This is a genomic window from Paenarthrobacter sp. NPDC056912 (assembly GCF_042786555.1).
In the GTDB taxonomy this organism is placed as follows: Bacteria; Actinomycetota; Actinomycetes; order Actinomycetales; family Micrococcaceae; genus Arthrobacter.
The window spans coordinates 1-22,617 of record NZ_JBHUCD010000009.1; the positions used below are offsets into that span (position 1 = coordinate 1).

Here is a 22,617-nt window from a genome sequence, read left to right on the forward strand (position 1 = left end):
CGGATCTCTTCACGCGTAAAACCCTTGTTATCAACGGGCATCGCCGGCTCCTTCAACAGGTAATGAATGACTCACAACCAGCCTGACGAAGAGGGCCTCTCTCACTTTCCAGAGGAAAGTGAGAGAGGGCCGGCCGGTGGGTGTCGGGAAGTGGGAGAGCGTCAGGCTGCGGTGTGAAGCCCGTCGAAGGCCATGGTGATCACATCGTCGGCGAGCTTCTCAGGGGACAGGGAGCCGCCGGGCTTGTACCACTCCACGATCGAGTTGATGGTGCCGAACAGCAGGCGCGTGACAGTGCGGGGATCGATGTCCTGGCGCAGGGAGCCGTCCTCACGGGCGGCCGAGATCAGCTCAGCTACCCTGTGGTCGAACGCACGGCGGCGTTCCAAGGCATTCCGCTCGATCTCCGTGTTGCCCCTCAAGCGCAGGAGCAGGGTCACAAACGGCAGCCTGTCCACCAGGACCGCAATGGTCTGCCGCAGTACGAACTCCAGACGCGCATCAGCAGGACCGGACGTCGCAGCGGGCTCCTCCAGGATGGCTTCCAAGCCGCCCAGCGCGTGGTCCAGGGCGAGCTTCAGAAGATCGCCCTTGGACGGCACGTGGTGGTAAATCGCCGACTTCGAAATGCCGAGGTTCTCGGCCAGGATGCCCATGGACGTTGCGTCGTACCCGTGGCGGTTGAAGACGTCGACGGCGATGCGGAGCACCGACTGCTGGTCGTAGCCGGGCCGTCCGCGCTTGGTGGTGGTCTCAGTAGGCATGCTGGCATTTTCTCATGAAGTGGATCAGCCCTTGGGGCGCATGTCGTAAATGCGGCGAAGCTTGCCGTTGGATCGCTCAAGGGAACCGGGCTCCACAACGTCAACGACGCAAGATGACCCGACGTGAATCTTGATCTGCTCACGCAAGGTGTGTGCCGCCGTCGTGCCTGCCTCGGACGGAACGTTCTCGCGGCGCTCGATCTTCACCGTCAGCGAATCCATGCGCTTGCCTTCGGGGCGGGTGATTTCGAGCTGGAAGTGCGGGCTGAGCTCTGGGATACGCAGCGCGATTTCCTCGATCTGTGACGGGAAGAGGTTCACGCCGCGAAGGATGATCATGTCGTCGCTGCGGCCGGTGATGCGCCCCATGCGGCGGTGCGCGGGGCGGGCTGTGCCGGGGAGCAGCCGCGTGAGGTCCTTGGTGCGGTAGCGGATGATCGGCAGCGCTTCCTTCGTCAAGGACGTGAAAACAAGCTCGCCGGGTTCGCCGTCCGCCAGGACCGTGGCGTGATCGAAGGGGTCGATGATCTCGGGGCGGAAGTGATCCTCCCAGATGTGGCAGCCGTCCTGGGTTTCAACAGCTTCGCCGGCGACGCCCGGGCCCATGACTTCGGAGAGTCCGTAGATGTCCGAGGCCTTGATGTTCATGGTGACTTCGAGCTCGTGGCGCATTTCTTCGGTCCACGGCTCGGCACCCAGGACTGCGTACTTGAGCGAGGTGGAGGTGGGATCGATGCCCTGGTGGGCCATGGCGTCGGCGATGGTCAGCAGGTACGTCGGCGTGGCCAGGATGGCGTCCGGCTTGAAGTCTTGGATGAGCTGGATCTGGCGTTCAGTCTGGCCGCCGGACATCGGGATGACGGTGCAGCCCAGTGCTTCGGCGCCGGCGTGTGCGCCCAGGCCGCCGGTGAAGAGGCCGTAGCCGTAGGCGTTGTGGACCTTCATGCCGGGGCGGACGCCGGAGGCCCGGAAGGAGCGGGCCACCAGGGTTGCCCAGTTGGCGAGGTCGTTCTTGGTGTAGCCAACCACTGTGGGGCGCCCGGTGGTACCGGAGCTGGCGTGGATGCGGGCTACTTCGCTCTGCGGGACCGCGAACATGCCAAACGGGTACTCCAGCCGGAGGTCTTCCTTGGTGGTGTACGGGAACTTGCCGAGGTCGCCCAGTTCGCGCAGATCCGTGGGGTGGACGCCGGCTTCGTCGAACTTGCGCTTGTACAGCGGCACGCGGTCGTAGGCGTAGGCCACCGTGTGCTGGAGGCGGGTCAGCTGCAATGCCTCGAGCTCGTCGCGGGACATGGTTTCTTCGCGGTCCAACACGGCGGCATCAGATGCGGGGGCGGCGACGGTGTTCTGAGTCATTTGCTGTTCCTACTTCTTGGAGATGGTGCGGCTGCGGCCACGGAACTCGGCAATGAGCTCTCCAGGCGCGGTGTCGGGGGTGGCGTCGGGATCGGCCGCGTAGATCTGGATGTCGTACAGGCCGCTTCGGCCGGTACTTGCACGGCGATTTGCGACGGCGGTGATCACCTGACCCTGGAAGGCCGGCTTGATGAAGTTGATGTCGACGCCGGAGGCCACCGTGATGTTGGCGGCTTGCTTGGGCGTGGGGTTGGCCGGGTTGCAGGCCAGCGCGAAGGCGGTGTCCCCGAAGGCGAAGATCATTCCACCGTGGGCCATGCCGAATCCGTTGAGCATTTCCTGGCGGAGGTGCATGCGGATGGTGGCGTGGCCGTCGTCGATCTTGAGGACCTCGATGCCCATCCATTCGGACGCGTAGTCGTTCGTCAGGATGTGGTGCGATGCACCGGAGAGGGTTGCTTCAACCATGCGTCATTGCCTCCAGCTTTATTTACCGAATGTTCATTAGGTAATCCCAGATCGCGCCACGTGTCAAGACTGGACCATGTTTCAGCCGTACCTAGTAGCCTCGAGTGCATGCCCGAAATTGAGCTTCCCATCATCACCGATCGACTCGTCCTGCGGCGCTTCGAGGCCGAGGACCTCGATCGCTTCCACGGTTACCAGTCCCTTCCCGAAACTGCCCGGTTCCTTCTGCGCAATGAGCTGACCAGGACCAAGTCCATGGAGGTCCTTGGCCGGTACGCGAACTTCGAGTTCAAACAAGAGGGCGACTGGGTTTGCCTTGCCATTGAACGCAAAGACCAACCGGGCCTGATGGGCGAGGTTGTGCTGAAGTGGCTGGAGGGCACGGGACAGGCCGAGGTGGGATGGATCCTCCATCCCGATGCCCAGGGCCACGGCATCGCCACGGAGGCGGCGGAGGCGGTGCTGCGGCTGGCGTTCGAGACGTTGTCCTTCCACCGCGTCGACGCCAAATTGGATGCCCTCAATGAAGGCTCGGCCGGGATTGCCAAGCGGCTGGGCATGCGGTTGGAGGCCACCTTGGTGGACAACTGGCACTACAAGGGGCAGTGGGCCAGCGAGTGCATCTACGCCATCCTGGACTCGGAGTGGCGCACGCGGCACCACCCGTGGACGCGGACCATCAGCTGACGGGCCACGTCTTGTGGTGCTTCAGCTGATCCGTGAGCTGCTCTTCAGGCAGCGGCCGGCTGAAGTAGTACCCCTGTCCGCTCGTGCAGCCGATGCTCAAGAGATATTCGGCCTGCTCAACGCTTTCGATGCCCTCCCACACGGCAGCCAGCCCGCAGGCCCGAATCAGCTGCAGCACCGCGGCGAGAAGCGCCGGCTGGGACGGGTCGCTGCCCAGTGCCGACAGCAGGGTCCTGTCCACTTTCACGGTATCCACGGGCAACTGCCGCAGGTAGCTGATGGAGGAGTAGCCCGTGCCGAAGTCGTCGATTTCCAAGCCGACACCCAGCCGGCGCAGGCTGTTGAGTGTGTAGCGATCCAGGTCGTTGCCCTGAATGACGGCGCTTTCAGTCAATTCCAGGACCAGGAGCGACGGGTCCAAGTGGGCCGACGCCAAAGCCTCCCTCACGTCCTCCACGAACTCCAGCCGCTGCAGGTCGGCGGCCGAAACGTTGATGCGCATGGTGAAGTCGTGACCTGACGTGAGGGGGTCGTTGCGCCATAGCTTCAACTGCTCGACGGCGGTGCGGAGCACCCAGCCGCCCAGATCGGAGATCATCCCCGTTTCTTCGGCGATGGGGATGAACTCGTCCGGCATGACGAGTCCGCGCGTCGGGTGCCTCCAGCGCACCAGAGCCTCCACGCCTTCGATTTCGCGGGTATCCAGCCGGATGATGGGCTGATAGTAGAGAACCAGCTGGGAACCGGAGATGGCCTCTTTGAGCTCGCCCACCAGCTGGTTCCGCATTTGCCGGGCATGGAGCATCTCGGGTTCGAATACCTTGAGCTTGCTGCGGCCGTCCGCCTTGGACTCGTACATGGCGATGTCAGCTTCGATCATCAGCTCTTCGGCCCTCTGGCCGGGATCGGCCATCCGGAGGCCCATGCTTGCGCTGCAACGGAGGTGTTGGCCTTCGATCTCCATCACGCCGTCCACGGAAGCGAGGATGCGGTTGCCAATGGAGCTGGCCATCGCGGGCGTGACTTCCGGGAGCAGGACAGCGAATTCGTCGCCGCCCATGCGGGCCACCATGTCCTGTTCACGGACTGCTGCGCTGATGCGGTTGGCTACCGTTTCCAGCACCTTGTCGCCGATGGTGTGTCCCAGGGAGTCGTTGATTGCCTTGAAGCCGTCCATATCGAGGAGGAGGATGGCTGGCCGCCTGGTGCCGGTGGCCTCATTGGCTTGGGCTTCGTTCAGGGCAGAGGAAAAGGCCGAACGGTTGTGGAGGCCAGTCAGGGGATCGGTCATGGCCATGTGCTGCATTGCCATGTGGGCTTCGTTGAGCTGCTGGGTCCGGGCCTGGACCCTCTGGTCCAGCTCCTCGTAGATGATCTGGAGGTCCTCGGCCAAGAGGTTGGTGCCCATGATCACGGCGTCGATCTCATCGCGGGCGGCCGAGACTTCAATTCTGGTGTTCAGGTCTCCGGCGGCCAACCTGACGATGCCTTCAAGGAGCAGCCCCAACCGGGGATCGTTCCCGGAATACATATTTCCTTCAGACATGCTCACTCCCCGTGCGGCCTGCCCCGCTGCTCAACAATTTGCCGCAGATGCTCGCGAACAGTGGCGCTGCGCTCAGGCAGGGCTGCCTGGTCAAAGAGCTTTGCCGATTCTTCAAAGACCGCCAGTGCATCCTCACGCCGATCCGATTCCAGCAAAGTCCTGGCAAAAAGGAAGTGTGCCTCGGCCGATGTTTGGGTTGCCAAAATGGACGAACGGGCGCAGAGCGGTTCAAGGATTGTCAAGGCTTCCTGCATATCGCCGCTAAGGAAATTCCAGTGGGCGCGAACCAACGACATTTCCAAGTGGTCCCGTTCGGATCCCCCCACAATGTCCGTTGCGAGCTCAGCCCTCTCAATGCAGCGGAGGGTTGCAGCGTCGCTGAGTTTCGCCTGAAGACGCATTTCCGCGGAGGCCCGGTTGAAACGTGCCCACAAATCCACGTCCTTGGACGGCGAAAGCCTTTCGGCTGCCAGATCGTGATAACGGCCCCCGTCGGCAACTCTGTCGGCCAGGAAAGCGACGTTTCCAATCACCCAATAGCCTTTGCCCGCGGTGTCTTCATCGACGTCGTCGGTTATCAATGTTTCCAAAACCAGGCATTCCCGCCAAGCGTCGTCAAGGAGGCGGCTTTCAGCCAAGGCGGCGATGAGCGCACGCTGGGCCAGGATCTGCACGTAGAGAAGATCGGCATCGCGGGCCGCCAGCTTGGCGGCGTCCGCTGCCACGGTGGCGGCTTCGGGGAGCCGGCCAAGGCCCTGCAGGCCAATGGCCACCATGGTCCCGGCTTTTGCGCCGAGTTCCGGGGACGATGCCGTGAGGCCGTGATCGTTCAGTTCGCTCGCCAGCGCGAGATATTTCTCAATGTTGCCTTGATCGCGGAGGCATTCGGCCTGAAGGTACCGCATGTTCCACCACGCGAGATCGTCTCCGGCGTCGGCAGCGAGTTGGGCGGCCTCTCCGGCCAGCCGGAAGGCCTCGTCGAAGTTCCGCTCTTTCCATTTTCCGCGTGCATTGAGTCCGGCAACAAGGTGAGGGGCTAGCTGGGGACTGTGCATATGCTCATTATCCATGTCAATGACGGGCAAAAGCTCGTATAGTTTGCCGAGTGACGATTTTGCATATCACGCACTGAAGTTCGCATCAGTTTGAAAGGGCACAGCGGATGAAGAAATTTGCAGTAACCCTGCTCATGGCAGGCATTCTGGCAGTAACGGGCTTCGTTGCTCCGGCGAATGCCGCGCCGACCCAGGAAACCAACACTACGGCAATCGGCTGGTGGCCTAACAGCATCACCACCACCAAGACGAATACCACGAGCATTGGGTGGTGGCCGAACTAATTGGGGATAGGACGGCCTGTCCTGACAGGCTGAAGCATAAAAGGGATGTCCCGGGCCCACGAGCCCGGGACATCCCTTTTTATGTCGGTTTGTGTCAGCTAGGGTCCGCCCACCGGTAACTCCACGGACACTGTGGTTCCGGTGCCCAGAATGGAGTCGAAGACCATCTTGCCCATGTGGCGGCTGATGATGTCGTGGGCGATCGCCAAGCCGAGTCCGCTGCCCGGAACGGCGGCCGAGGTGGCGTTGGAGGCCCGGTAGAAGCGGGTGAAGATGTGGGGGAGGTCGTGCTCGGGGATCCCCAGTCCGGTGTCGGCGATCTTTACCAGGGCCGAGCGTCCGCCGTTTTCCGACGACGACACCGTGCTGGTGATCCCCACGCGGCCACCTTCGGGCGTGAACTTGATGGCGTTGGCCACGATGTTGGTGAAGACCTGCTCCAACTTGGCTTCGTCTGCCGTGACCTCGATGTCCTCGGATGCTTCCGTGAAGGACACCGAGACGTGGCGGGACTCCGCCAACGGCCGGAGGGTTGCCACCACCACCTGCAGGAGCTTGGCGATGTCCACCGGCTTGAGGTCCAGGTTGCTTCCGTCCTGCATGGACACCGTGAGCATGTCCTCGATGAGCCGGCGCAAGCGGTCCGAGTTCCGGGCAATGACGTCCAGCATTTTGCTGATGCCCTCTGGAACCGGGCCTCCGGAACCGTCCCTGATCATGTCCAGGTAGGCCGTGATGGAGGTGAGCGGAGTCCTCAGCTCATGGTTCACGGTTGCCAGGAAATCCGTTTTGGCCTTGTCCAGCTGCCTGAGCTGGTGCAGGACGCGTTGCTGCGCGCTGATCAGGTGGCCTTGGATGAGCCCGTGGGCCACGTTGCCGGCCACGTGTTGCATCAGGGCGATCTCTGGGCGGGTCCAGTCGTGCCGGTCCTGCTCAGTGGACAGCAGGATGATGCCCATGGCCGAGGCTCCTTCGCCCACAGGCAGGAGCACAGTGGATATCGGGTGGAGTTCGGCGGACCAGTCCCGCAAAGCGGTGGAGATCATAGATTCGGGCTGGTCCCGGTGATCTGCCACGGCCAGGACATCGGCGGCGGCCCACAACTTGTTGGCTACCTCGGTGATGGCGTCCTCGCTGTTGCCCAGCCTTGCGGGCAGGAGCGGAAGGTCAGGTCGGTTCCATTGGGCGCGGATGAGGGGGACCCGTTCGTCGCGGAACGTCGCAAACCAGACGTGGTCCACGTCCAAGGCCTCGCCGAACCCGCGTACCACGTGCTCTGCGATAAGTTGGGGATCGTTGGTCTCCCGAACCGCGGAGGAGACGTTCCGGAGGCTTTCCCGGAGGGCTTCGATTTCGCCGCGGGACCTTGCGCGTTCCTTGGCCCGGCCAATCAGGGTTTCAACCCGATGGACGAGTTCCCCGGCGTGTACCGGGCTGATCACGTAGTCTGCCACGCGCCACGCTTCCACGTCCGCAACGTCCACGGTGCCCTGCCCGTCAAGGAGCAGCAACACCGGAACTCCAGGGTTTCGGAGGCCGTGGGCCAGTGGGGTTTCCGCCACGATCACACAAGGACTATGGTGCTGCAGCCGGGCGGCCAGGGACACGCCGTCGGAGGCCGTCAGGACCTCGAACCCGGCGGTACTAAGCGCTGCAACGATCGTCGCCAGACGCTCAACATCTGAATCCGCCACGACAGCGGAGCGGGCATGCTGCACATCGGCGCCGTTCTTGCCCACTGAGCCCCTTCCGTTGCAACCGTGATTCCGGATTTGGCAACACCCTATCAGCGGCATTGCGGGCGATGGCGGCCTCAGGCCAAATCGCCTGGATGAGTCGCGGGCGATGTCTTTACTTTGACTCCCGGAATCGACAACCTTGAGTGTGTCGGACGTGGCGGGCGTTGCACGCCTCCTTCCGCAACAGCGCCAACGCGGAAGGATCATTGTGGAGCATCCAACAACACCGGAGGACCATCAGGAGGTCACGTTCGAGCTGGAGCTCGAAGAGCCGGGCATCCTGCGCCTGACGTGGCCCCGCGGTGCCAGGATCACCGAGCACGATGCCCAGCGTGCCATGGACCGGGTCAACGAGCTCTGCGGCGAGGACCGCCACCCGATGATCGTTGACATGGCCACCACCGACGACGTCACCCGGGGTGCACGCTCCGTGTTCGCCAAGCCTTGCCAGGCCAACCGGATCGCACTATGGGGTTCATCGCCGGTGGACAGGGTCATTGCCAACTTTTTCCTGGGCATCATGAAGCCACCGTGTCCCACAAAATTCTTCACTTCCGAAACGGAAGCGTTGGAGTGGTTGGTGGAGGCGTAGCGCCGCCTATATTTGGAGAATGTTCTCCGCCCTCAGGAAGTACCTGCTGATCCCTCGCCTGATCAGGCTTTCTTCCGCAGCGCCCAAGGACCCGCTCACGGCCTGGGACCGGTACTGGGGCAATGTCCGGTCCACGGGTGCCACGGGCGACGTCTTGTGGGACTCGGGCAGCGACCATGAACTCAACGGCTACCTGCCCAAGCTGGCTCAGCTGGATCCGGCCCTACCTGTGGTGGACGTCGGATGCGGCAACGGCAGTTTCACGCGGCTGCTGGCGCAGCATTTCCCGCACGCACTGGGACTCGACTACTCCGCGAACGCCGTGGACCGTGCGCGGCTGGAGTCAGCAGACATCCCGACGGCGTCCTTCGCCGTGTGCGACATGACGGCGCCGGACGCCACTCAGGCCGTCGCTGCTGCCCTTGAGGCGGCGGGCTGGACCGGGGATGCAAACGTCTTCATCCGCGGTGTCCTGCACGTCCTGGACCGCGGCGGCAGGTCAGCCTTGGCCGCGAACCTGTTGCCCGTCGTCGGAAGCCGCGGTGGTGTCTTCTTGACCGAGACCAACTTTCCTGGAACCCCGGTTGACTACGTCAGCCACCTAGGTGCCACCCGGGATTCCATTCCGGCGCCGCTCGAGTGGGCCATCCGCGGGCTGCCCATGCCGGGCCGGTTCGGCGCCGCACAGCGCACCAAGGCCTTCCCGACGGCGGACTGGAACCTCGTGGAGGAAGGCTCAGCGAGCATCGAGACACGCCCGCTGAGCACCCCTGCGGCACCGGACGTGATCCCGGGCTACTACGCGCTGCTCAGGGCCCGGCAGTAAGGGCTACTTGAGCCCTGCTCCCGGCAACAGTTCGGTGGCCCCAACGGAGTCCGCCACGAAGGCGTAGTCCCACGCACGCTCGCGCCACTGCACGTACCGGCCCGAGGCGCCGCCGTGGCCGCCGTCCATCTCGATCTTCATGACAATCGGCTCGGATCCCGTGGAGACGGAGCGCAGCGCCTGAACCCACTTGGCCGGTTCGACGTAAAGGACACGAGTGTCGTTGAACGACGTGACGGCCGCGATCTTCGGATAGGCCACCGTCCGCACATTCTCGTACGGAGTGTAGGACTTCATGTACGCGTACGCCTCAGGGTCCGTGATCGGGTTGCCCCATTCCTCCCATTCCAGGGCGGACAGCGGGAGCTCGGGATCCAGGATGGTGGTCAGTGCGTCCACGAACGGGACCTGGGCCACTACTGCGGCGTATTTTTCGGGGGCCATGTTCGCGATGGCACCCATGAGCAGTCCGCCTGCCGAGCCGCCCATGGCCGCGATGCGGGAAGGATCAACCAAGCCCGATCCGGCCAGCCAGTCCGTGGCCGCGATGAAGTCGGAGAAGGTGTTCTTCTTGGTGAGCTTCTTGCCGTCCTCGTACCAGTGGCGTCCCAGCTCGCCGCCGCCACGGATGTGGGCGATGACCATGACGATCCCGCGGTCCAGGAGCGACAACCGCGCCACACCGAATCCGGGATCCATACTGACTTCGTAGGAGCCATAGCCGTACACCAGGCCTGCACCCGCGCCGTCCTGCTGCACCGAGGCGTGACGCAGCACTGACAGCGGCACCCGGGTGCCGTCGTCGGCCGTGGCCCATTCGCGGGTGGCAACGTAGTCCTGCGCGGAGTATCCGCCCAGGACCGGGCTCTCCTTGCGGAGCAGCAGCTGGCCTTCGGGGAGGTCTGCGGTAGGCAGAACAAAGTCGTAGACGCGTGACGGCGTGAAGTAGGACGTGTATCCCATGCGGATCACGGGGGCCTCGTAGTCCGAACCGGAAACGCCGGCGGTGTAAAGCTCCTCGTCAAACGCCGGTTCTACCGGCGTGCCCTGATCGGCAGTGCCCAGGCCTGCCAACGGCAGCACCTGCACGCGCTCGATGGTGTCCTTGCGGACAGACAACACCAGATGAGTGGACGTCACGCCCGCGCCGTTAACGCGGACGTCGTCGGAATGCCCGACGACGGTCCTCCAGTTCTGCTCGGCCACCGGCTTGGTGAGCTCGGCAGGGTCCAGCAGGCTCACCATCGAGTTGATGGCGTCCTTGTTGTGCGTCAGGAGCAGCGTTTCCTTGCCGTCCAGGAGGAAGGGCTCGGCCTCGTAGAGAATGTGTTCGTCGCGGGAGATGACCGTGCTGAGGCCCGCGGCGTCATCGTCAAAGCGGAGCAGCCGCGTCTCGCTGAACTCCGAGCAGCCGATGCTGAGCACCAGGTGGCGGCGGTCCGAGGAGAGGTCGAAACCGAGCCACATGGCGACGTCGTCCTCCTGGTAAAGAACCTGATCGTCGGTGACCGGCGTGCCCAGGACGTGGGACTTCACCTGGTACGGGCGCCACGAATCATCCACCACTGTGTAGAACAGGCGTGTTCCGTCGGGGGAGAAGGTCACACCGTAGAAGATGTCCTCGATGACATCGGGGAGAAGTTCGCCGGTGCGCAGATCCTTGATCCGCAGGGTGAAACGTTCGTCACCCGAGTTGTCCACGGCGTAGGCGTAAAGGTTGCCATCCACGGTGACGGCGGCGCCGCCCACGCTGAAGAACGGCTTGCCTTCCGCTTCAATGTTGCCATCCAGAAGGACCTGCTCGCCGGAGAGTTCCACGCCCGCTTCAACCTGCGGGGGAGTCCAGTCAGCCACCGGGTTGCCGGTGTCCCGGGCGAGGACGCGGCACTGGATGCTGTACTCCTTGCCCTCCACGGAACGGCTGTAGTACCACCAGCCATCCTTGCGGCTGGGCACGGAAAGATCCGTTTCCTGTGTGCGGCCCTTGATCTCCTGGAACATTGCCTCGCGCAAAGGCCCCTGGTGTGCGGTGACTGCTTCCTGATAGGCGTTCTCGGCCTTGAGGTGGTCCACCACCTCGGACGATTCCTTGTCCCGGAGCCACTCGTAGTTGTCCACAAAGACGTCGCCGTGGTGTTCACGGCGTGCGGGGACTTGTTTGGCGACGGGAGGCTGGGCCGCTGGGTCCGTGGCGGCAGCAGGTACGGAGGAAGTGTGGCTCATGTGGCCACTCTATAGACGGCTTCGGACAGGGAACCAGCAATTTCGCTCAGAGCGCCGGGAAGCGGCCCGGGCTACTCCGGGCCGTGGGGGAGCGCACTCGCCAAGGTGACCCTGTTCCGGCCCGCCGCCTTGGCAGCATAGAGCGCGAGGTCGGCCTCCCGCAGCAGTTGTTCCGTGCCGGACCGGTGCGCGTCCGTGAGGGCCGAGACGCCGGCGCTGATGGTCAGGACCCCATCGGGGTCGCCGGAGTGCTCGATCTTCAAGCCATGCACGGCAGAACGGACGCGTTCCATGACGATCTCGGCACCGGCTGCCGAGTGCCCGTCAAGCACCAGGAGGAACTCTTCACCGCCAAACCTGTACACGGCGTCGGAGTTCCGGACCTCACTGGCCAAGGTCGCTGCGATGGCCACCAGCGCCGCGTCGCCGGCCTGGTGGCCATAGATATCGTTGTAGCTCTTGAAATTATCTACATCCACCATGGCCAGGCAGTAGTTGTGGTCGGCCCGGCTGTGCAGGTTACCCAGGTCCTCCGTGAGCTTCAATCGGTTGTGAAGCTTGGTCAGGGGGTCCGTGCGTGCTTGCTCGGTGAGCGCCGAACGGTAACGGGCCAGGTCCGAGTGCAGCGAAGTGATCCGCTGGGCGGCAAGGAGGCGGATATGGAGGTTGAAGGGGTCCAAGGGTTTGGTGACATAGTCGTCAGCACCGGCTTCCATGCCAGCCAGGACGTCTTTCCGGGAGCCGTGGGAGGTCACCAGGATGACGTACGTGTAGCTGTCTTCCTCCGACGCCCGGATAGCGCGGCACAGGTCCAGCCCGCTGAGCCCGGGCATCATCAGATCGGTGACCACGGCCTCGGGGCTGTGGGCCTTGAAGAGCTGCCAGGCCGAGTCGCCGTCTACGGCAACGATGCACTCATGGCCGGACTGCTCGACGGCGGCCTTGGTGATCATCCGGGAGATCTGGTCGTCGTCGGCGATAAGGACTTTCATGGTGCTCCCAATAGTGTGCGCTCGAGTTCCTGGTCCACCTGTACGAGTTCAGCCTGCAGCCGGGCCAGCGTCCTTGATCCTTGGGCGGCCCAGCCTGGGCCTGCATCAGCACCGAGACGTTCAAGATCCTTGCACAGCCCGGCCGCTCCCAGCGCACCAATGTTGGCCGCCGCGCCGGAAAGTTTGTGGGCTGCCGCCTCCACTGCGTCGGCCTGTTCCGTTTCCAAGGCCGACCCCAGCGTTTCCACTGCGCCCAGGGCATCCTGTTTGAACGCCCTGATGGCATCCGGCAAGATGCCCAAACCGTCCGACGGGCCAAGTTCGCGCAGGAGCTGCAGCCTGTCGGCATCAAGAACGGAAGCGTTCGACGGCGGTGCTTCCGCCAGCGGCGGTTCCCCGCCCGCCGTCGTCGTGGATGTCTTTTCCACCTGCGGGACCCAGCGTGCGAGGACTTCGCCGAGCTTCGCCAGATCCACGGGCTTGCTGATGTAGTCGTCCATGCCGGCGGCGAAGCAGCGCTCGCGGTCCTCGTTGAGGGCTCCGGCGGTCATGGCGATGATGGGAATCCGTGCAGCGTGCGCGTCGCGGGTGCGGATGGCGCGGGTGGCGTCAAAGCCGTCCATCACGGGCATGTGGCAGTCCATGAGGACGGCCGCGTACGTGCCGGTACGTGTTGCTTCGACAGCTTGGGCACCGTCGTCGACGATATCTACCTCGTAGCCGAGCCGGTCCGCCATGCCCCGTGCCACAAGCTGGTTGACTTCGTTGTCCTCGGCGACCAGGAGTTTCCCCAGCCGCTTCGTCGGCTTTTCTGCTGACAACAGGGCCTCCGGGTGCGCAGCCGGTGACGGGACACCTGGCGTTCTTGTTGCCATGAGGCGGAGCAGGCGGTTGTAGAACTCGGAGCTGCGTACGGGTTTGGTCAGGTATTCACGGATTCCCGCAGAGGCCAGATCGTTGCGCTCCACCAGCATGGTGGACGTCAGCAGGATGATTCCCGGCGTGCCGGAGCCATTGCCCTCACTCTTGATTTGGCGCGCCAGTTCCAGTCCGTCGGTATCGGGCATGCACATGTCCACCACGGCAATGTCGTAGGGGTGGCTGGCCAGGACCGCGGTGCGGTATTCATCCATCGCGGACGAAGCATCCGCGACGGCCACCGGCAGCATGCCCCAACTGGAAAGTTGGGTTTCCAGCACCAAACGGTTGGTTGCGTTGTCGTCAACAACCAGGACCCTCCGCCCGGCGAGCGAGGCCGGCAACGTTCCGCTGTCCGAAGCTGCGGGTCCGATCGGCAGCTCCAGGACGAACCAGAACCTGCTGCCGGTCCCGGGTTCGCTGTCCAGACCGATCTCTCCGCCCATGACCTCCGTGAGTCGCCGGGAGATGGCCAAACCCAAGCCGGTGCCCCCGTAGCGGCGTGTGGTGGAGGCGTCTGCCTGCGCGAACGATTCGAAAAGCCGGTGGTGGTCTTCGGCGCTGATGCCGATTCCCGTGTCCCGGACTTCAAACTGCAAGGAGGCGGTGTCGCTATCCTGTTGAACAACAGAGACCTTGATTTCCACTTCACCGGAGGGCGTGAACTTAACCGCGTTGGACGAGAGGTTCAGCAGGATCTGGCGGATCCTGCCGGCGTCGCCCATCAGGCGTTCCGGGACGTCCGGGTGGCAGTAGGACATGAGTTCCAGGTTCTTGCCCTGGGCCGCTTCCGCAACCAGGCCAGCGACCTCTTCAACCAGTGCACGGGGGTCGAAGGAGTTGACGTCCAAGTCAACCTTCCCGGCTTCCAATTTGGAAAAGTCCAGGATGTCGTTGATCAGCGTCAGGAGGACCTCGCCTGCCCCCTTCACGCCTTGGGCGTATTGCCTCTGGCCCTCACTCAGTGGCGTGTCCATCATCAGGGATGTCAGGCCGATCACGGCGTTGAGGGGAGTCCGGATCTCGTGGCTCATGGTTGCCAGGAACTCGGACTTCAGTCGGCTCGCTTCCAAGGCCGCTTCGCGGGCCGCGAGGAGCTCGGCTTCGGCTGCCCTGCGTTCGGTGATGTCCCGGGAAATGGTGGCGACGCCCCGGACCCCGGACTCGCCGCGGACGGGGGAGAGAGTGACGGAGACGGGAATGGTGGATCCGTCTCCGCGCTGCCGCAGGGTCTCGAAGTTCTGCACGCCGCCGCTCTGCGCGGTTGCTTCCAGTGCTTGGCGTTCCTTCTCAAGCAAGTCCCGGGGAATGAAGAAGTCGCCCTTCTTGCCGATGGCGTCGGAAGCCGAGTACCCAAAGATTCGTTCAGCCCCGGGGTTCCAGCTGGTGATGACGCCGTCAGGTGTCTCGCCGATGATGGCATCGCCTGAGGAGTTGACGATCGCCCCGAGCCCCTCGAGTTCGGCGGTGCGTTCGGCCACCTTGGTCTCGAGGTCGCGGGTCAGCGTCACGTTCTCCACCACGATCAGCACCTGCCTGACAATCACGAAGGCCACCACCACCAGACCGGTGACCAGCAGGATGGGATCCGTGCCGATGGGGCGGCTTCTGGAGAAGAAGACTGCACTGAATACTGGCAGGTAGGGGAGGAGCTCCAGGGCTGCGGCATAGGCGCGGCCGTCCTTGCGTTCGCTGTCAGCCTCCGGAAGCAACGGGCTAAGGCCCACCAGCAGGAAGGCGAGCACCCATCCCAAAGCCAAAGGCGATCCCGTGACACCGGTGACGCCTTCGAGGGTGAAACGTACGTAGGTGAGGTCCGTGATGGCGAGGATCCAGAAGCCCACTCCCAGGCACAGCCACGGCAGTCGACGGCCCCGGGCCGCTCGCATGGTCAGGACGATCACTACCGAAACCATGAAGACGTCGGCGATCGGATAGGCCATCTGGGTCGCGTGGGCGAAGGGTTCCTGGTCCGGGACCCCTGCCAGCGGCCCTAGTACGGAGCTCCACGCGATGAAGAACGTTGCACTTGCCACCACGCCTGCGTCCAGGATGGTGCGGCGCAGCGAAAGGCGCAGCCCCTGGCCGCGCAAGAGCAGCACCAAGCCGATGGACGTCGGCAACGCGTACCAGACAAAGCCGACGTCGGCGAAGGAGGGGAAGGGGTAGTTGTGGTCCAGCGTGATGCCGTTGATGGTCCAGACGGTCTGCCCGGCGCTCCAGGTCGCCAAGCCTGCCACGATGAACCATCGGGCCGTGGCATTGTCCTGCGCTTTGATCGCTGCGCGCGCGTGGGTGGTCAACGCGGTGAGTGCAGCCAGGAGGATCGCCAAGTCGCCGGCGAGTTGCGCCGTCGTCGTTCCTGATCCGCTGGCCAGCCCGACCACCAGCAGCACCAAACACAACCCCACAGGCACCAGGTAGAACGGCAACACCTGCCGCGACCACGAGCGCACCGGAAGAACCATATGCTTCACTCCTGCCACTGAACCCCTGCCTTCGAAAGTGGCCCCACCAAAAGCGAACAACGCGTCTTGCCTCTGCGCTGAGGAGAGCATACGCCGAAAACCGTTTGCGGGCGGCAGTCCATACCGATAAGAACGATTAAGACAATGCCCGCAGGAATCCGCCAACAACGCCGGGGATCCTCGCGCTGCCTGTTCGCCGGTTGAAGTAGTCTGTGGGGGTCTGCCGTGTATCAGCCCGATGGCATGTGAGGAGGTTGGCGGTGGTTCCTCCGACGCGCACCACGCTGTGGGTCCGGGCTTTGTTTGCCGCGTATCTGATTTCGCTGGCCTTTGTGGTGTTTTTGCCGGCACGTGAAGCCAGCACAGTAACGGGCTTCGTGGGGATCATTGCCGGCTGGCTTTCGTCCCTCGGCTTACCACTTGCCGCCGCCGAGGTTGGCGTGGAGTTCGCCGCGAACATCGTCTTGTTTGTCCCTTTCGGGGCCTTCGTCAGACTTTTGCAACCAAGACAGTGGAGCTGGCTGCCCGTGATGATCCTTGCCTTGGTCTCGTCGGTGACCATCGAAGTCGTGCAACTGGTCATTCCCGGCCGGGTGACAGCCCTGTCCGATGTCATCGCGAACACCGTGGGCGCCATGGTCGGCCTTGCGGCAGTGAAGACGGTGGCCTCGGCCGTGCGTCCTGACGTTTAGTGCACTGCCGCTTGGAGGTGCTCGCGGAGGATCTGCGCGATGTCACCGCAATGGGCGGCGATGCGTCCGGCCACGTCGCGGTGAACTGCCTCGTTGGCGTTGATGGGGTCCGGAATGTCGTCGTCGTCGCTTAGTGCGGCCGTCGATCTCACGGCCGCAGTACGGCTGACCAAACCGGCCAGGGGAGAGTTTGTTGCTGCCCCCGTCACAGATGCCCAACTGGCCGCGGCCGGAACTGTCCTGCCCTGTCCTACGGGGAGGTTCTTCGCCGCGCGGGAGAACTCGGCCACCGTAAACGTGCGTTGTGCGGCACCGGGGTACTTCTTGACCAGCTCATCGCGCTGTTTGCGGGTCATGGTCAGGACGAGCCCGGCTTCTCCCACCACCTCGGCGGAGATCTGCCGGCCCACCGAGCCGGTGGGATCGCCGCCGTATTCCTTTGACAGTGCTGCCGGAAGTGGTTCCATGGGTGCCCCCACGGCAGCGTGCAAGCCAGCGCTAACCACTGTGAAGTTTTCGATTCCCGCGTCCTCAAGCCGGAAACGGAACAATTGTTCGGCCAAGGGGGAGCGGCAGATGTTGCCGGTGCAGACCGTGAGGATGGACGACGACGGCTGGGAACCAGGGTTGCTCATCGGCTTCACAGCGCGTTGGTGCGTTCGCGACGCCGTCCACGGCGTTGGTCTGTTAGCTGGACGTTCTCCGTCGCTGCCACGGGGGTCGACTCAGCAGCGGGAACATGGCTGGCACGGGGTGCTTCGTCGCCATTGTCCTTGCGGTTGTAGTACGTGTAGTACTGGTAGCCGTAGTCTTCGCCCTTTGACGACTTGCGCGAAACACCGTTGATGATGAGGCCAAGGGGCCGGCCCTTGACACGTTCGAGGTTCTGCAGCGCCTTCTTCAGCTGGTCGTAGGTGGTTTTCCCGGCGCGGCTGACCACAAGTGCTCCGTCTGTGCGGGCCGTCAGGATTGCGGCGTCGGTGACGGGCAACAGAGGCGGGGCATCCACCAGGACGATCGCGTGCTTGGCGATGTCCTCAAGCAACGTGTGCATGACGTTGGAGCCCAGAAGTTCACTGGGGTTGGGCGGTACGGAACCGGCACCAAGAACGAACAGATCGCCACTTTCTCCCCAAGGCTGGAGGACCTCGTTGAGGGTGGCCCTGCCAATGAGGACATCCGTAAGGCCCACGTTGGTCAGCAGGCCGAAAGTCTTGGCCACTGTGGGCCGGCGAAGATCGCCGTCAACCACCACAACGCGCTGGCCGGAGGCTGCGATGGTCTGGGCAAGGTTCGCGACCACAGTGGTCTTTCCTTCACCCGGAAGCGCAGAGGTCACAACAATGATGCGGGGCGGTTCGTCGACGTCCATGAACTGCAGGTTGGTTCGCAGTTCGCGGATGGACTCGGCCACCGCATAGTCCTGGTGGTTCTTGTTTTCGAGGTCGTTGCCGCCGTGCGAGAGGACGAGGCGGTTGGCGCCGTCGAAGTCTTTGTGGAACGGGACTGTACCGATGACGGCTACGCCGGTCTCGGATTCGAGCTGGGCCGCGGACCGAACGCGACGATCGAACATGTTTCTCAGCAGGGCGTACCCGATCGCCAGCAGCAGGCCGGCCACGATCCCGATGACCAGGGCGAGCCTGGTATTCGGCGACGTGGGGGTGGTGGGGAGCTGCGCGGCATCGAGGGAGCGGAAGCTGACGATCGAGGTCTCATTGCTGTTGCTGCCCTTTTCAAGCTCGGCAACTTGCTTGCCAACGGCCCGGACCCATGCCTCGGCGAGGTCACGGGCACCCTCTGGCGTGCTGGCTTGTGCCGTGAATTTCAAGGTGGCGGTGTCCTGCGGGTTCTGAGCCCCTACCCGGGCGATCAGTTGTTCGGGAGAGGTTCCTTGGAGCTGGAGGTCTTTGATGACGGTTTCAGCCACTGAGCGCGATTTCGCGACGTCCAGATAGGACTTTGCGCGGGACTTGGAGTAGCTCTCGCCCGCCATCGCTGTACCGAGGTCCTTGTTAACCCCAACGGAAATAATGCCGCTTGCATCGGCGCTGTAAACCTTCGTCTGCGTCTGGGTCCAACCGAAGGCGACTATTCCACCCAACACGGTGATGGCAATTACTGAGATCCAGTGGGCCCGGAGTACCCGCCAATAGTCCGTGAGCTCCATGAAATTGTCCCCCTGATGCTGTGTGGCGTCGACACAAAAAGAACGCAGTTCTTGCACTGCGTCCTGAATATCGTAACGTGCTGACCTAAAGGGGCTACCCACCTGATGGTGGGATGGGGGGTTTATGACAAATGCAGGATACTGACTTTCTTGAACAGCACGCGGGCGACGTCGCGAAAGTACTTCACGGCCAACGTGAAGACGCGGAGTGCGTATTCGGTGCGGTCTCTATCTGTTGGGTATCGGGCGAATTGGCTGCGGTCGACGGTAGCGTGGATATCTATTTCCTCAGCTCGGGAGTGGTCCGTGACCCCGGACCTGGCACGCTGATCCAAGCTGATGGAACGGTTGTTGTCATCCCTGGCGGACTGGCGCTGCAGTCGCCGTTTGTGGGTGAAGCGCAGGCCACGAGGATCAGGATACAGAGGACCATAGCGGAGACTTTCGTGCCGCACGCACTGGAGAGTGTGGTGGTCATTCCCGTTCGTTCGAGACTGGACTCTGCGGCTGATGCTTTCATTGGAGCCATCATGGGTGAGGCTTCCAGGCGTGATTCTGCAATTGCGGCCTATGCCACGGAGCAGATCCTCCTTGAGCTCACAGGGAGCCTGCTGCTGGATCACTGTGGCGTTTCCTGGGAGTCGACGTCGCTGACGTCCGTGCTCCGGGACCAAGCAATGGCGGTCATCGCCCAGCGCTGCGCTGACAGGGAGCTGAATCCTGAGGCAGTGGCCAAGGCTGTGCAGTCTTCGTTGCGGAGGGTACAGGCGGCTTTTGCGGAGGTCGGGAATTCCATTGCCGCGGAAATCCGGAGGCAGCGCGGCAGGCTTGCCCGGACACTCCTCACAGACGCGCGTTATGACGTTCTCAGCGTTCAGCAAATTGCCGAGCAGACCGGTTTTGGAACCACGGCCGCCCTGCGGAGGGCGTTGGACGAACTCTACGGCTGCGGGCCGAAAGACCTCAGGGAACGGCGCGGAAGCGCCTAGCGCCACGTCATAAGTTTCGGGCCGTGGCCGTGGCAGAGGACATTTCGTGCAGACCTTGAATCGTTTAGCGACAAACTTCCTGCTGAGGCCGTATCTGTGCTTTGGCGCAATAACTGATGGGTAGTGTCTATGCCTGATGGGGGAACTCGGCATGCGCTGAATTCCAACCGATGGTATTCATCCCGAGTTGAAAGAAGAATAATGAGCGACGAAGTTACCGTTTCCAAACCGCACTCGCGCCGCGCAATCGTCAAGGGCGCTGCTTGGTCCGTTCCCGTTATTGCTGCCGCTGTTGCAGCTCCCGCAGCAGTTGCTTCCGTGAACACTTTGGGTCTGGCCTTCACGGCTTCGTCCACATCGCTCCTCAGCCTCAACCTGCTGGACGGCGGTGGCACGCTCACGGCGCAAGCCCTGGTCACCGTCCCGACGACTCTCACGTTCACCAACGGTCCAGGCGGAGTCACCGAGAACGCCACGGTCACGGTGTCGGTTACCCGTCCTGCGGGCATCAACATTCCCGTTGGCAGGGCTCGTGGCTTCGGCGTTTACTCCTTCAACGGAACCACCACCACGGCCGGCCAGCGTACAGCCGTGTACCAGACCGCGCCGATCATCGGACAGTTTGGTTTCCCGGCCACCACCTGGACCAGCAGTGTCCCCGGCACCGTTGCGAGCAATGGCACGCTGAACCTCCCGATCGTCTTCGGCCTGGCGGGTACCAGCACCGGTGTAGCAGTCAGCTTGCTGGCCTCTTTCCCTGTCACCGTGACGGTAGTCATCGGTGGCCGTACGCTTACCGCCACCAGCAGCATCTCCGTTCCCGTCGGAGCGGGCCTTCTCTAGGACTTCCTTCGAGAACATTCTTCAACGGAAACGCGTCAGCTCCATGGGCTGACGCGTTTTCGCGCGTCGTGGTCTGTGGACATATGGTTTTGGAGTCGGGATCCGCGTCAATAGTCGGCCATTCAGGGCCCCGGATCTTAGGTGGGGGAAATGCAGACAAACGATATTGTGGTGGACGCCTTAGGCGGTTTGGTCAGGATCCGCTTCGACTTTACCGAGCATGCGTTTGACGAGCACCGATTCGAGAAACTACAGGTTCCTTGGAGCGATGCGGAGCCCGGAGCCGGCGCGGCTTCCTCAAGCGCCAAGGCCGTCGTCGCCGAACTGCTCTGGGCTTTCCCGGACGACGAGGGCGTGACAGGTTCCGTGGCGGAACTTTCCACGCACACGACCTTGGCAGCCATAGAGGCACAGCGAGGCCGGCTGCTGATGCTGCATGCTGCCGGCATTGCCGATGGAACCGGAAAAGTACTGGCGTTCATTGGTCCTTCCGGGCGAGGCAAAACAACACTGGCGCGTTGCTTGGGCAATGCCTACGGATACGTCACCGACGAGACCGTGGGAATCGAAGCCGATGGCACGATCCGTCCATACCGGAAGCCGTTGTCCGTTATCCATCCCGGCGAGGCCCATAAGCAGCAACTGGCGCCTTCTGCTTTGGGTCTTCGTGGGTTGCCTGAGGCACCGCTTCAGCTTGCCGGGCTGGTGTTGGTATCCCGCGACGACGCCTATTCCAGGGAACCGGAAATTGCCGCGCTGGGACTCTGTGAGGCCTTCGCCGTGATAGTCCCGGAAGTCAGCTATCTGGCCGATTTGGACAGACCGCTCCAGACCATCGCAACACATGTTGACCGCTGCGGAGCGATCCGGCAGGTCACCTACCGGGAGGCGGTTGAGGTGCTCCCGCTCATTCCGGAACTTTTGGCGAGGGTGGAACCTGAGACCTGGGAAGCGGTGGTGCCAACGGGAAAAGCCACAGGTGTCAGGAGTCCGTTGTCGTCTGATTCGTTCGTTCCGGCCCCGGTGATCGACGCCGTGGAATCCGGTGGCCAGACCGCCATCCTGGATGGGAACCGCGTACTCCACGTGCTGGACGGCGTCGGTCCAACGGTATGGAGGTGGCTATGTGAGGGCCATGACTTCGATGCACTGGCTCATGAGGTGGAGGTGCAGTTTGGTGCACCTCCGGAGCAGACGCTGGAAGAAGCACTCGTCGGTATTCTTGGTGCCCTCGCGGATGCCGGTCTGCTGATCCGTGTCCCCCTTCCGCAACCATGAGTCCTGAGATAGCGAAAGTGGCGGGTCGCCGTCGTCGATTCTTTCGCTCACCGTGGATTCATGTGTTGCTGGCGTTGGTCATGGTGTCCCTGGTTCAGGGATTCTTCGTGAAGGTTTACTCGGTTCCTTCGGGGTCCATGGAGCAGACACTCACGGTGGGGGACCGGGTACTGGTGAATCGTACTGCCTACCTTGCTTCAGGGCCGAAGCGCGGAGACGTGGTGGTTTTTCGTAAACCGGCGGACTGGGGTCAGCCGTCTGACCCTGGTGTCCTTCGTGTCGCTGTCGGCTGGTTTGGTGAGCTCACGGGGATTGGTCCCGGCAACACCGACTATCTGGTGAAGAGAGTCATTGGGCTGCCAGGCGACACCGTGGAATGCTGCGACGGTGCCGGCCAAGTCAAAGTCAACGGGGTGGCCGTTTCGGAACCGTACGTCTTCCAGGACCTGGCGTTTACAGCCGGCGGGGTTGACTGTTCGACGGCGGTACGGTCGCCGCGCTGCTTCGGCCCCATCCACTTGGGCGAGGATCAGTACCTGTTCCTGGGTGACCACCGCTCCAATTCGGGGGATTCCGTATCGGCATGCCGCAGTGTCGGGGCGCTGGCCACCTGCGTCAAGACAGCAGGGAGGGCAGAGATCATTGGCCGAGTCGATGGGTTTCTGTTCCCGTTCGACAAGTGGGGAAAAACTGAATTCCTGACCGGGCAACCACCGGCCTGACG

20 protein-coding genes are annotated in these 22,617 nt (G+C 63.0%); 9 read left to right on the top strand and 11 right to left on the bottom strand.

What is annotated here, in order from left to right; genetic code table 11:
• Positions 1 to 161 precede the first annotated feature (161 nt).
• The 3 genes from ACFRJ9_RS11405 to ACFRJ9_RS11415 are packed head-to-tail and all read right to left on the bottom strand — an operon-like array spanning position 162 to position 2,591.
• Positions 162 to 764, bottom strand: a complete 603-nt coding sequence (locus ACFRJ9_RS11405; protein WP_377667668.1) for a TetR/AcrR family transcriptional regulator — start codon at positions 762 to 764, stop codon at positions 162 to 164.
• A gap of 24 nt (positions 765 to 788) precedes the next feature.
• Positions 789 to 2,123, bottom strand: a complete 1,335-nt coding sequence (gene paaK / locus ACFRJ9_RS11410; RefSeq protein ID WP_377667671.1) for a phenylacetate--CoA ligase PaaK — start codon at positions 2,121 to 2,123, stop codon at positions 789 to 791.
• A gap of 9 nt (positions 2,124 to 2,132) precedes the next feature.
• Positions 2,133 to 2,591: a hotdog fold thioesterase gene (locus tag ACFRJ9_RS11415; RefSeq protein ID WP_377667673.1), complete on the bottom strand. Its 459-nt coding sequence runs from the start codon at positions 2,589 to 2,591 to the stop codon at positions 2,133 to 2,135.
• Between the two features lie 108 nt (positions 2,592 to 2,699).
• Here ACFRJ9_RS11415 and ACFRJ9_RS11420 point away from each other — a divergent pair, with 108 nt between their 5' ends.
• Positions 2,700 to 3,278: a GNAT family N-acetyltransferase gene (locus ACFRJ9_RS11420; protein ID WP_377667675.1), complete on the top strand. Its 579-nt coding sequence runs from the start codon at positions 2,700 to 2,702 to the stop codon at positions 3,276 to 3,278.
• On the opposite strand, the gene ACFRJ9_RS11425 is transcribed toward ACFRJ9_RS11420, so the two are convergent.
• Together ACFRJ9_RS11425 and ACFRJ9_RS11430 are read right to left on the bottom strand one after the other, a co-directional pair.
• Positions 3,271 to 4,824: a putative bifunctional diguanylate cyclase/phosphodiesterase gene (locus tag ACFRJ9_RS11425; RefSeq protein WP_377667677.1), complete on the bottom strand. Its 1,554-nt coding sequence runs from the start codon at positions 4,822 to 4,824 to the stop codon at positions 3,271 to 3,273. The two genes, ACFRJ9_RS11420 and ACFRJ9_RS11425, sit on opposite strands and share 8 nt — an antisense overlap.
• Before the next feature lie 2 nt (positions 4,825 to 4,826).
• The gene (locus tag ACFRJ9_RS11430; protein WP_377667680.1) at positions 4,827 to 5,879 is read right to left on the bottom strand and encodes a hypothetical protein; all 1,053 of its coding nucleotides are present in this window, start codon (positions 5,877 to 5,879) and stop codon (positions 4,827 to 4,829) included.
• Between the two features lie 107 nt (positions 5,880 to 5,986).
• Here ACFRJ9_RS11430 and ACFRJ9_RS11435 point away from each other — a divergent pair, with 107 nt between their 5' ends.
• Positions 5,987 to 6,163, top strand: a complete 177-nt coding sequence (locus ACFRJ9_RS11435) for a hypothetical protein (RefSeq protein WP_377667682.1) — start codon at positions 5,987 to 5,989, stop codon at positions 6,161 to 6,163.
• A 98-nt stretch (positions 6,164 to 6,261) separates the two neighbouring features.
• On the opposite strand, the gene ACFRJ9_RS11440 is transcribed toward ACFRJ9_RS11435, so the two are convergent.
• On the bottom strand, positions 6,262 to 7,902 hold the full coding sequence (locus ACFRJ9_RS11440) for an ATP-binding protein (RefSeq protein WP_377667684.1): 1,641 nt from the start codon (positions 7,900 to 7,902) through the stop codon (positions 6,262 to 6,264).
• Between the two features lie 208 nt (positions 7,903 to 8,110).
• Here ACFRJ9_RS11440 and ACFRJ9_RS11445 point away from each other — a divergent pair, with 208 nt between their 5' ends.
• Positions 8,111 to 8,494 carry an STAS/SEC14 domain-containing protein gene (locus tag ACFRJ9_RS11445; RefSeq protein ID WP_377667687.1) on the top strand — a complete coding sequence of 128 codons (384 nt, stop codon included), beginning with the start codon at positions 8,111 to 8,113 and terminating at the stop codon, positions 8,492 to 8,494.
• Between the two features lie 19 nt (positions 8,495 to 8,513).
• Positions 8,514 to 9,320 (top strand): class I SAM-dependent methyltransferase, encoded by an 807-nt coding sequence (locus ACFRJ9_RS11450; protein WP_377667689.1) that lies wholly within the window; start codon positions 8,514 to 8,516, stop codon positions 9,318 to 9,320.
• Between the two features lie 3 nt (positions 9,321 to 9,323).
• Here ACFRJ9_RS11450 and ACFRJ9_RS11455 read toward each other — a convergent pair whose 3' ends face one another.
• From ACFRJ9_RS11455 to ACFRJ9_RS11465, 3 genes are all read right to left on the bottom strand, one after another.
• Positions 9,324 to 11,543, bottom strand: coding sequence for a S9 family peptidase (locus ACFRJ9_RS11455; protein ID WP_377667692.1), 2,220 nt, complete (start codon positions 11,541 to 11,543; stop codon positions 9,324 to 9,326).
• A gap of 71 nt (positions 11,544 to 11,614) precedes the next feature.
• Positions 11,615 to 12,535 carry a GGDEF domain-containing protein gene (locus ACFRJ9_RS11460; protein WP_377667694.1) on the bottom strand — a complete coding sequence of 307 codons (921 nt, stop codon included), beginning with the start codon at positions 12,533 to 12,535 and terminating at the stop codon, positions 11,615 to 11,617.
• On the bottom strand, positions 12,532 to 15,921 hold the full coding sequence (locus ACFRJ9_RS11465) for a response regulator (protein WP_377667697.1): 3,390 nt from the start codon (positions 15,919 to 15,921) through the stop codon (positions 12,532 to 12,534). Before ACFRJ9_RS11465 ends, ACFRJ9_RS11460 begins: the two co-directional genes overlap by 4 nt.
• 260 nt (positions 15,922 to 16,181) lie before the next feature.
• Here ACFRJ9_RS11465 and ACFRJ9_RS11470 point away from each other — a divergent pair, with 260 nt between their 5' ends.
• Positions 16,182 to 16,613: a VanZ family protein gene (locus ACFRJ9_RS11470; RefSeq protein WP_377667700.1), complete on the top strand. Its 432-nt coding sequence runs from the start codon at positions 16,182 to 16,184 to the stop codon at positions 16,611 to 16,613.
• Here ACFRJ9_RS11470 and ACFRJ9_RS11475 read toward each other — a convergent pair.
• Positions 16,610 to 17,248: a hypothetical protein gene (locus ACFRJ9_RS11475; RefSeq protein ID WP_377668057.1), complete on the bottom strand. Its 639-nt coding sequence runs from the start codon at positions 17,246 to 17,248 to the stop codon at positions 16,610 to 16,612. The two genes, ACFRJ9_RS11470 and ACFRJ9_RS11475, sit on opposite strands and share 4 nt — an antisense overlap.
• Positions 17,249 to 17,253: 5 nt before the next feature.
• Positions 17,254 to 18,783: a polysaccharide biosynthesis tyrosine autokinase gene (locus tag ACFRJ9_RS11480; protein ID WP_377667703.1), complete on the bottom strand. Its 1,530-nt coding sequence runs from the start codon at positions 18,781 to 18,783 to the stop codon at positions 17,254 to 17,256.
• Positions 18,784 to 18,914: 131 nt separating this feature from the next.
• Here ACFRJ9_RS11480 and ACFRJ9_RS11485 point away from each other — a divergent pair, with 131 nt between their 5' ends.
• The 4 genes from ACFRJ9_RS11485 to lepB all read left to right on the top strand — a co-directional run bounded on the left by ACFRJ9_RS11485 (position 18,915) and on the right by lepB (position 22,615).
• Positions 18,915 to 19,772 carry a helix-turn-helix domain-containing protein gene (locus ACFRJ9_RS11485; protein ID WP_377667706.1) on the top strand — a complete coding sequence of 286 codons (858 nt, stop codon included), beginning with the start codon at positions 18,915 to 18,917 and terminating at the stop codon, positions 19,770 to 19,772.
• 201 nt (positions 19,773 to 19,973) lie between these two features.
• The gene (locus ACFRJ9_RS11490) at positions 19,974 to 20,615 is read left to right on the top strand and encodes a hypothetical protein (protein WP_377667708.1); all 642 of its coding nucleotides are present in this window, start codon (positions 19,974 to 19,976) and stop codon (positions 20,613 to 20,615) included.
• A 150-nt stretch (positions 20,616 to 20,765) separates the two neighbouring features.
• Positions 20,766 to 21,893: a hypothetical protein gene (locus ACFRJ9_RS11495; protein WP_377667711.1), complete on the top strand. Its 1,128-nt coding sequence runs from the start codon at positions 20,766 to 20,768 to the stop codon at positions 21,891 to 21,893.
• A complete protein-coding gene (gene lepB / locus ACFRJ9_RS11500) occupies positions 21,890 to 22,615 on the top strand; it encodes a signal peptidase I (protein WP_377667714.1) in 726 nt (241 codons plus the stop codon). The genes ACFRJ9_RS11495 and lepB overlap by 4 nt, the downstream gene beginning before the upstream one ends.
• Positions 22,616 to 22,617 lie beyond the last annotated feature (2 nt).

Coding starts and splice junctions, on each gene's coding strand:
- ACFRJ9_RS11480 (WP_377667703.1), bottom strand. CDS start 18,783: ATGGAGCTCACGGACTATTGGCGGGTACTCCGGGCCCACTGGATCTCA.
- ACFRJ9_RS11415 (WP_377667673.1), bottom strand. CDS start 2,591: ATGGTTGAAGCAACCCTCTCCGGTGCATCGCACCACATCCTGACGAAC.
- ACFRJ9_RS11465 (WP_377667697.1), bottom strand. CDS start 15,921: ATGGTTCTTCCGGTGCGCTCGTGGTCGCGGCAGGTGTTGCCGTTCTAC.
- ACFRJ9_RS11485 (WP_377667706.1), top strand. CDS start 18,915: ATGCAGGATACTGACTTTCTTGAACAGCACGCGGGCGACGTCGCGAAA.
- ACFRJ9_RS11495 (WP_377667711.1), top strand. CDS start 20,766: ATGCAGACAAACGATATTGTGGTGGACGCCTTAGGCGGTTTGGTCAGG.
- ACFRJ9_RS11420 (WP_377667675.1), top strand. CDS start 2,700: ATGCCCGAAATTGAGCTTCCCATCATCACCGATCGACTCGTCCTGCGG.
- ACFRJ9_RS11475 (WP_377668057.1), bottom strand. CDS start 17,248: ATGAGCAACCCTGGTTCCCAGCCGTCGTCGTCCATCCTCACGGTCTGC.
- ACFRJ9_RS11435 (WP_377667682.1), top strand. CDS start 5,987: ATGAAGAAATTTGCAGTAACCCTGCTCATGGCAGGCATTCTGGCAGTA.
- ACFRJ9_RS11460 (WP_377667694.1), bottom strand. CDS start 12,535: ATGAAAGTCCTTATCGCCGACGACGACCAGATCTCCCGGATGATCACC.
- ACFRJ9_RS11450 (WP_377667689.1), top strand. CDS start 8,514: ATGTTCTCCGCCCTCAGGAAGTACCTGCTGATCCCTCGCCTGATCAGG.
- ACFRJ9_RS11425 (WP_377667677.1), bottom strand. CDS start 4,824: ATGTCTGAAGGAAATATGTATTCCGGGAACGATCCCCGGTTGGGGCTG.
- lepB (WP_377667714.1), top strand. CDS start 21,890: ATGAGTCCTGAGATAGCGAAAGTGGCGGGTCGCCGTCGTCGATTCTTT.
- ACFRJ9_RS11490 (WP_377667708.1), top strand. CDS start 19,974: ATGAGCGACGAAGTTACCGTTTCCAAACCGCACTCGCGCCGCGCAATC.
- ACFRJ9_RS11455 (WP_377667692.1), bottom strand. CDS start 11,543: ATGAGCCACACTTCCTCCGTACCTGCTGCCGCCACGGACCCAGCGGCC.
- ACFRJ9_RS11405 (WP_377667668.1), bottom strand. CDS start 764: ATGCCTACTGAGACCACCACCAAGCGCGGACGGCCCGGCTACGACCAG.
- ACFRJ9_RS11430 (WP_377667680.1), bottom strand. CDS start 5,879: ATGCACAGTCCCCAGCTAGCCCCTCACCTTGTTGCCGGACTCAATGCA.
- paaK (WP_377667671.1), bottom strand. CDS start 2,123: ATGACTCAGAACACCGTCGCCGCCCCCGCATCTGATGCCGCCGTGTTG.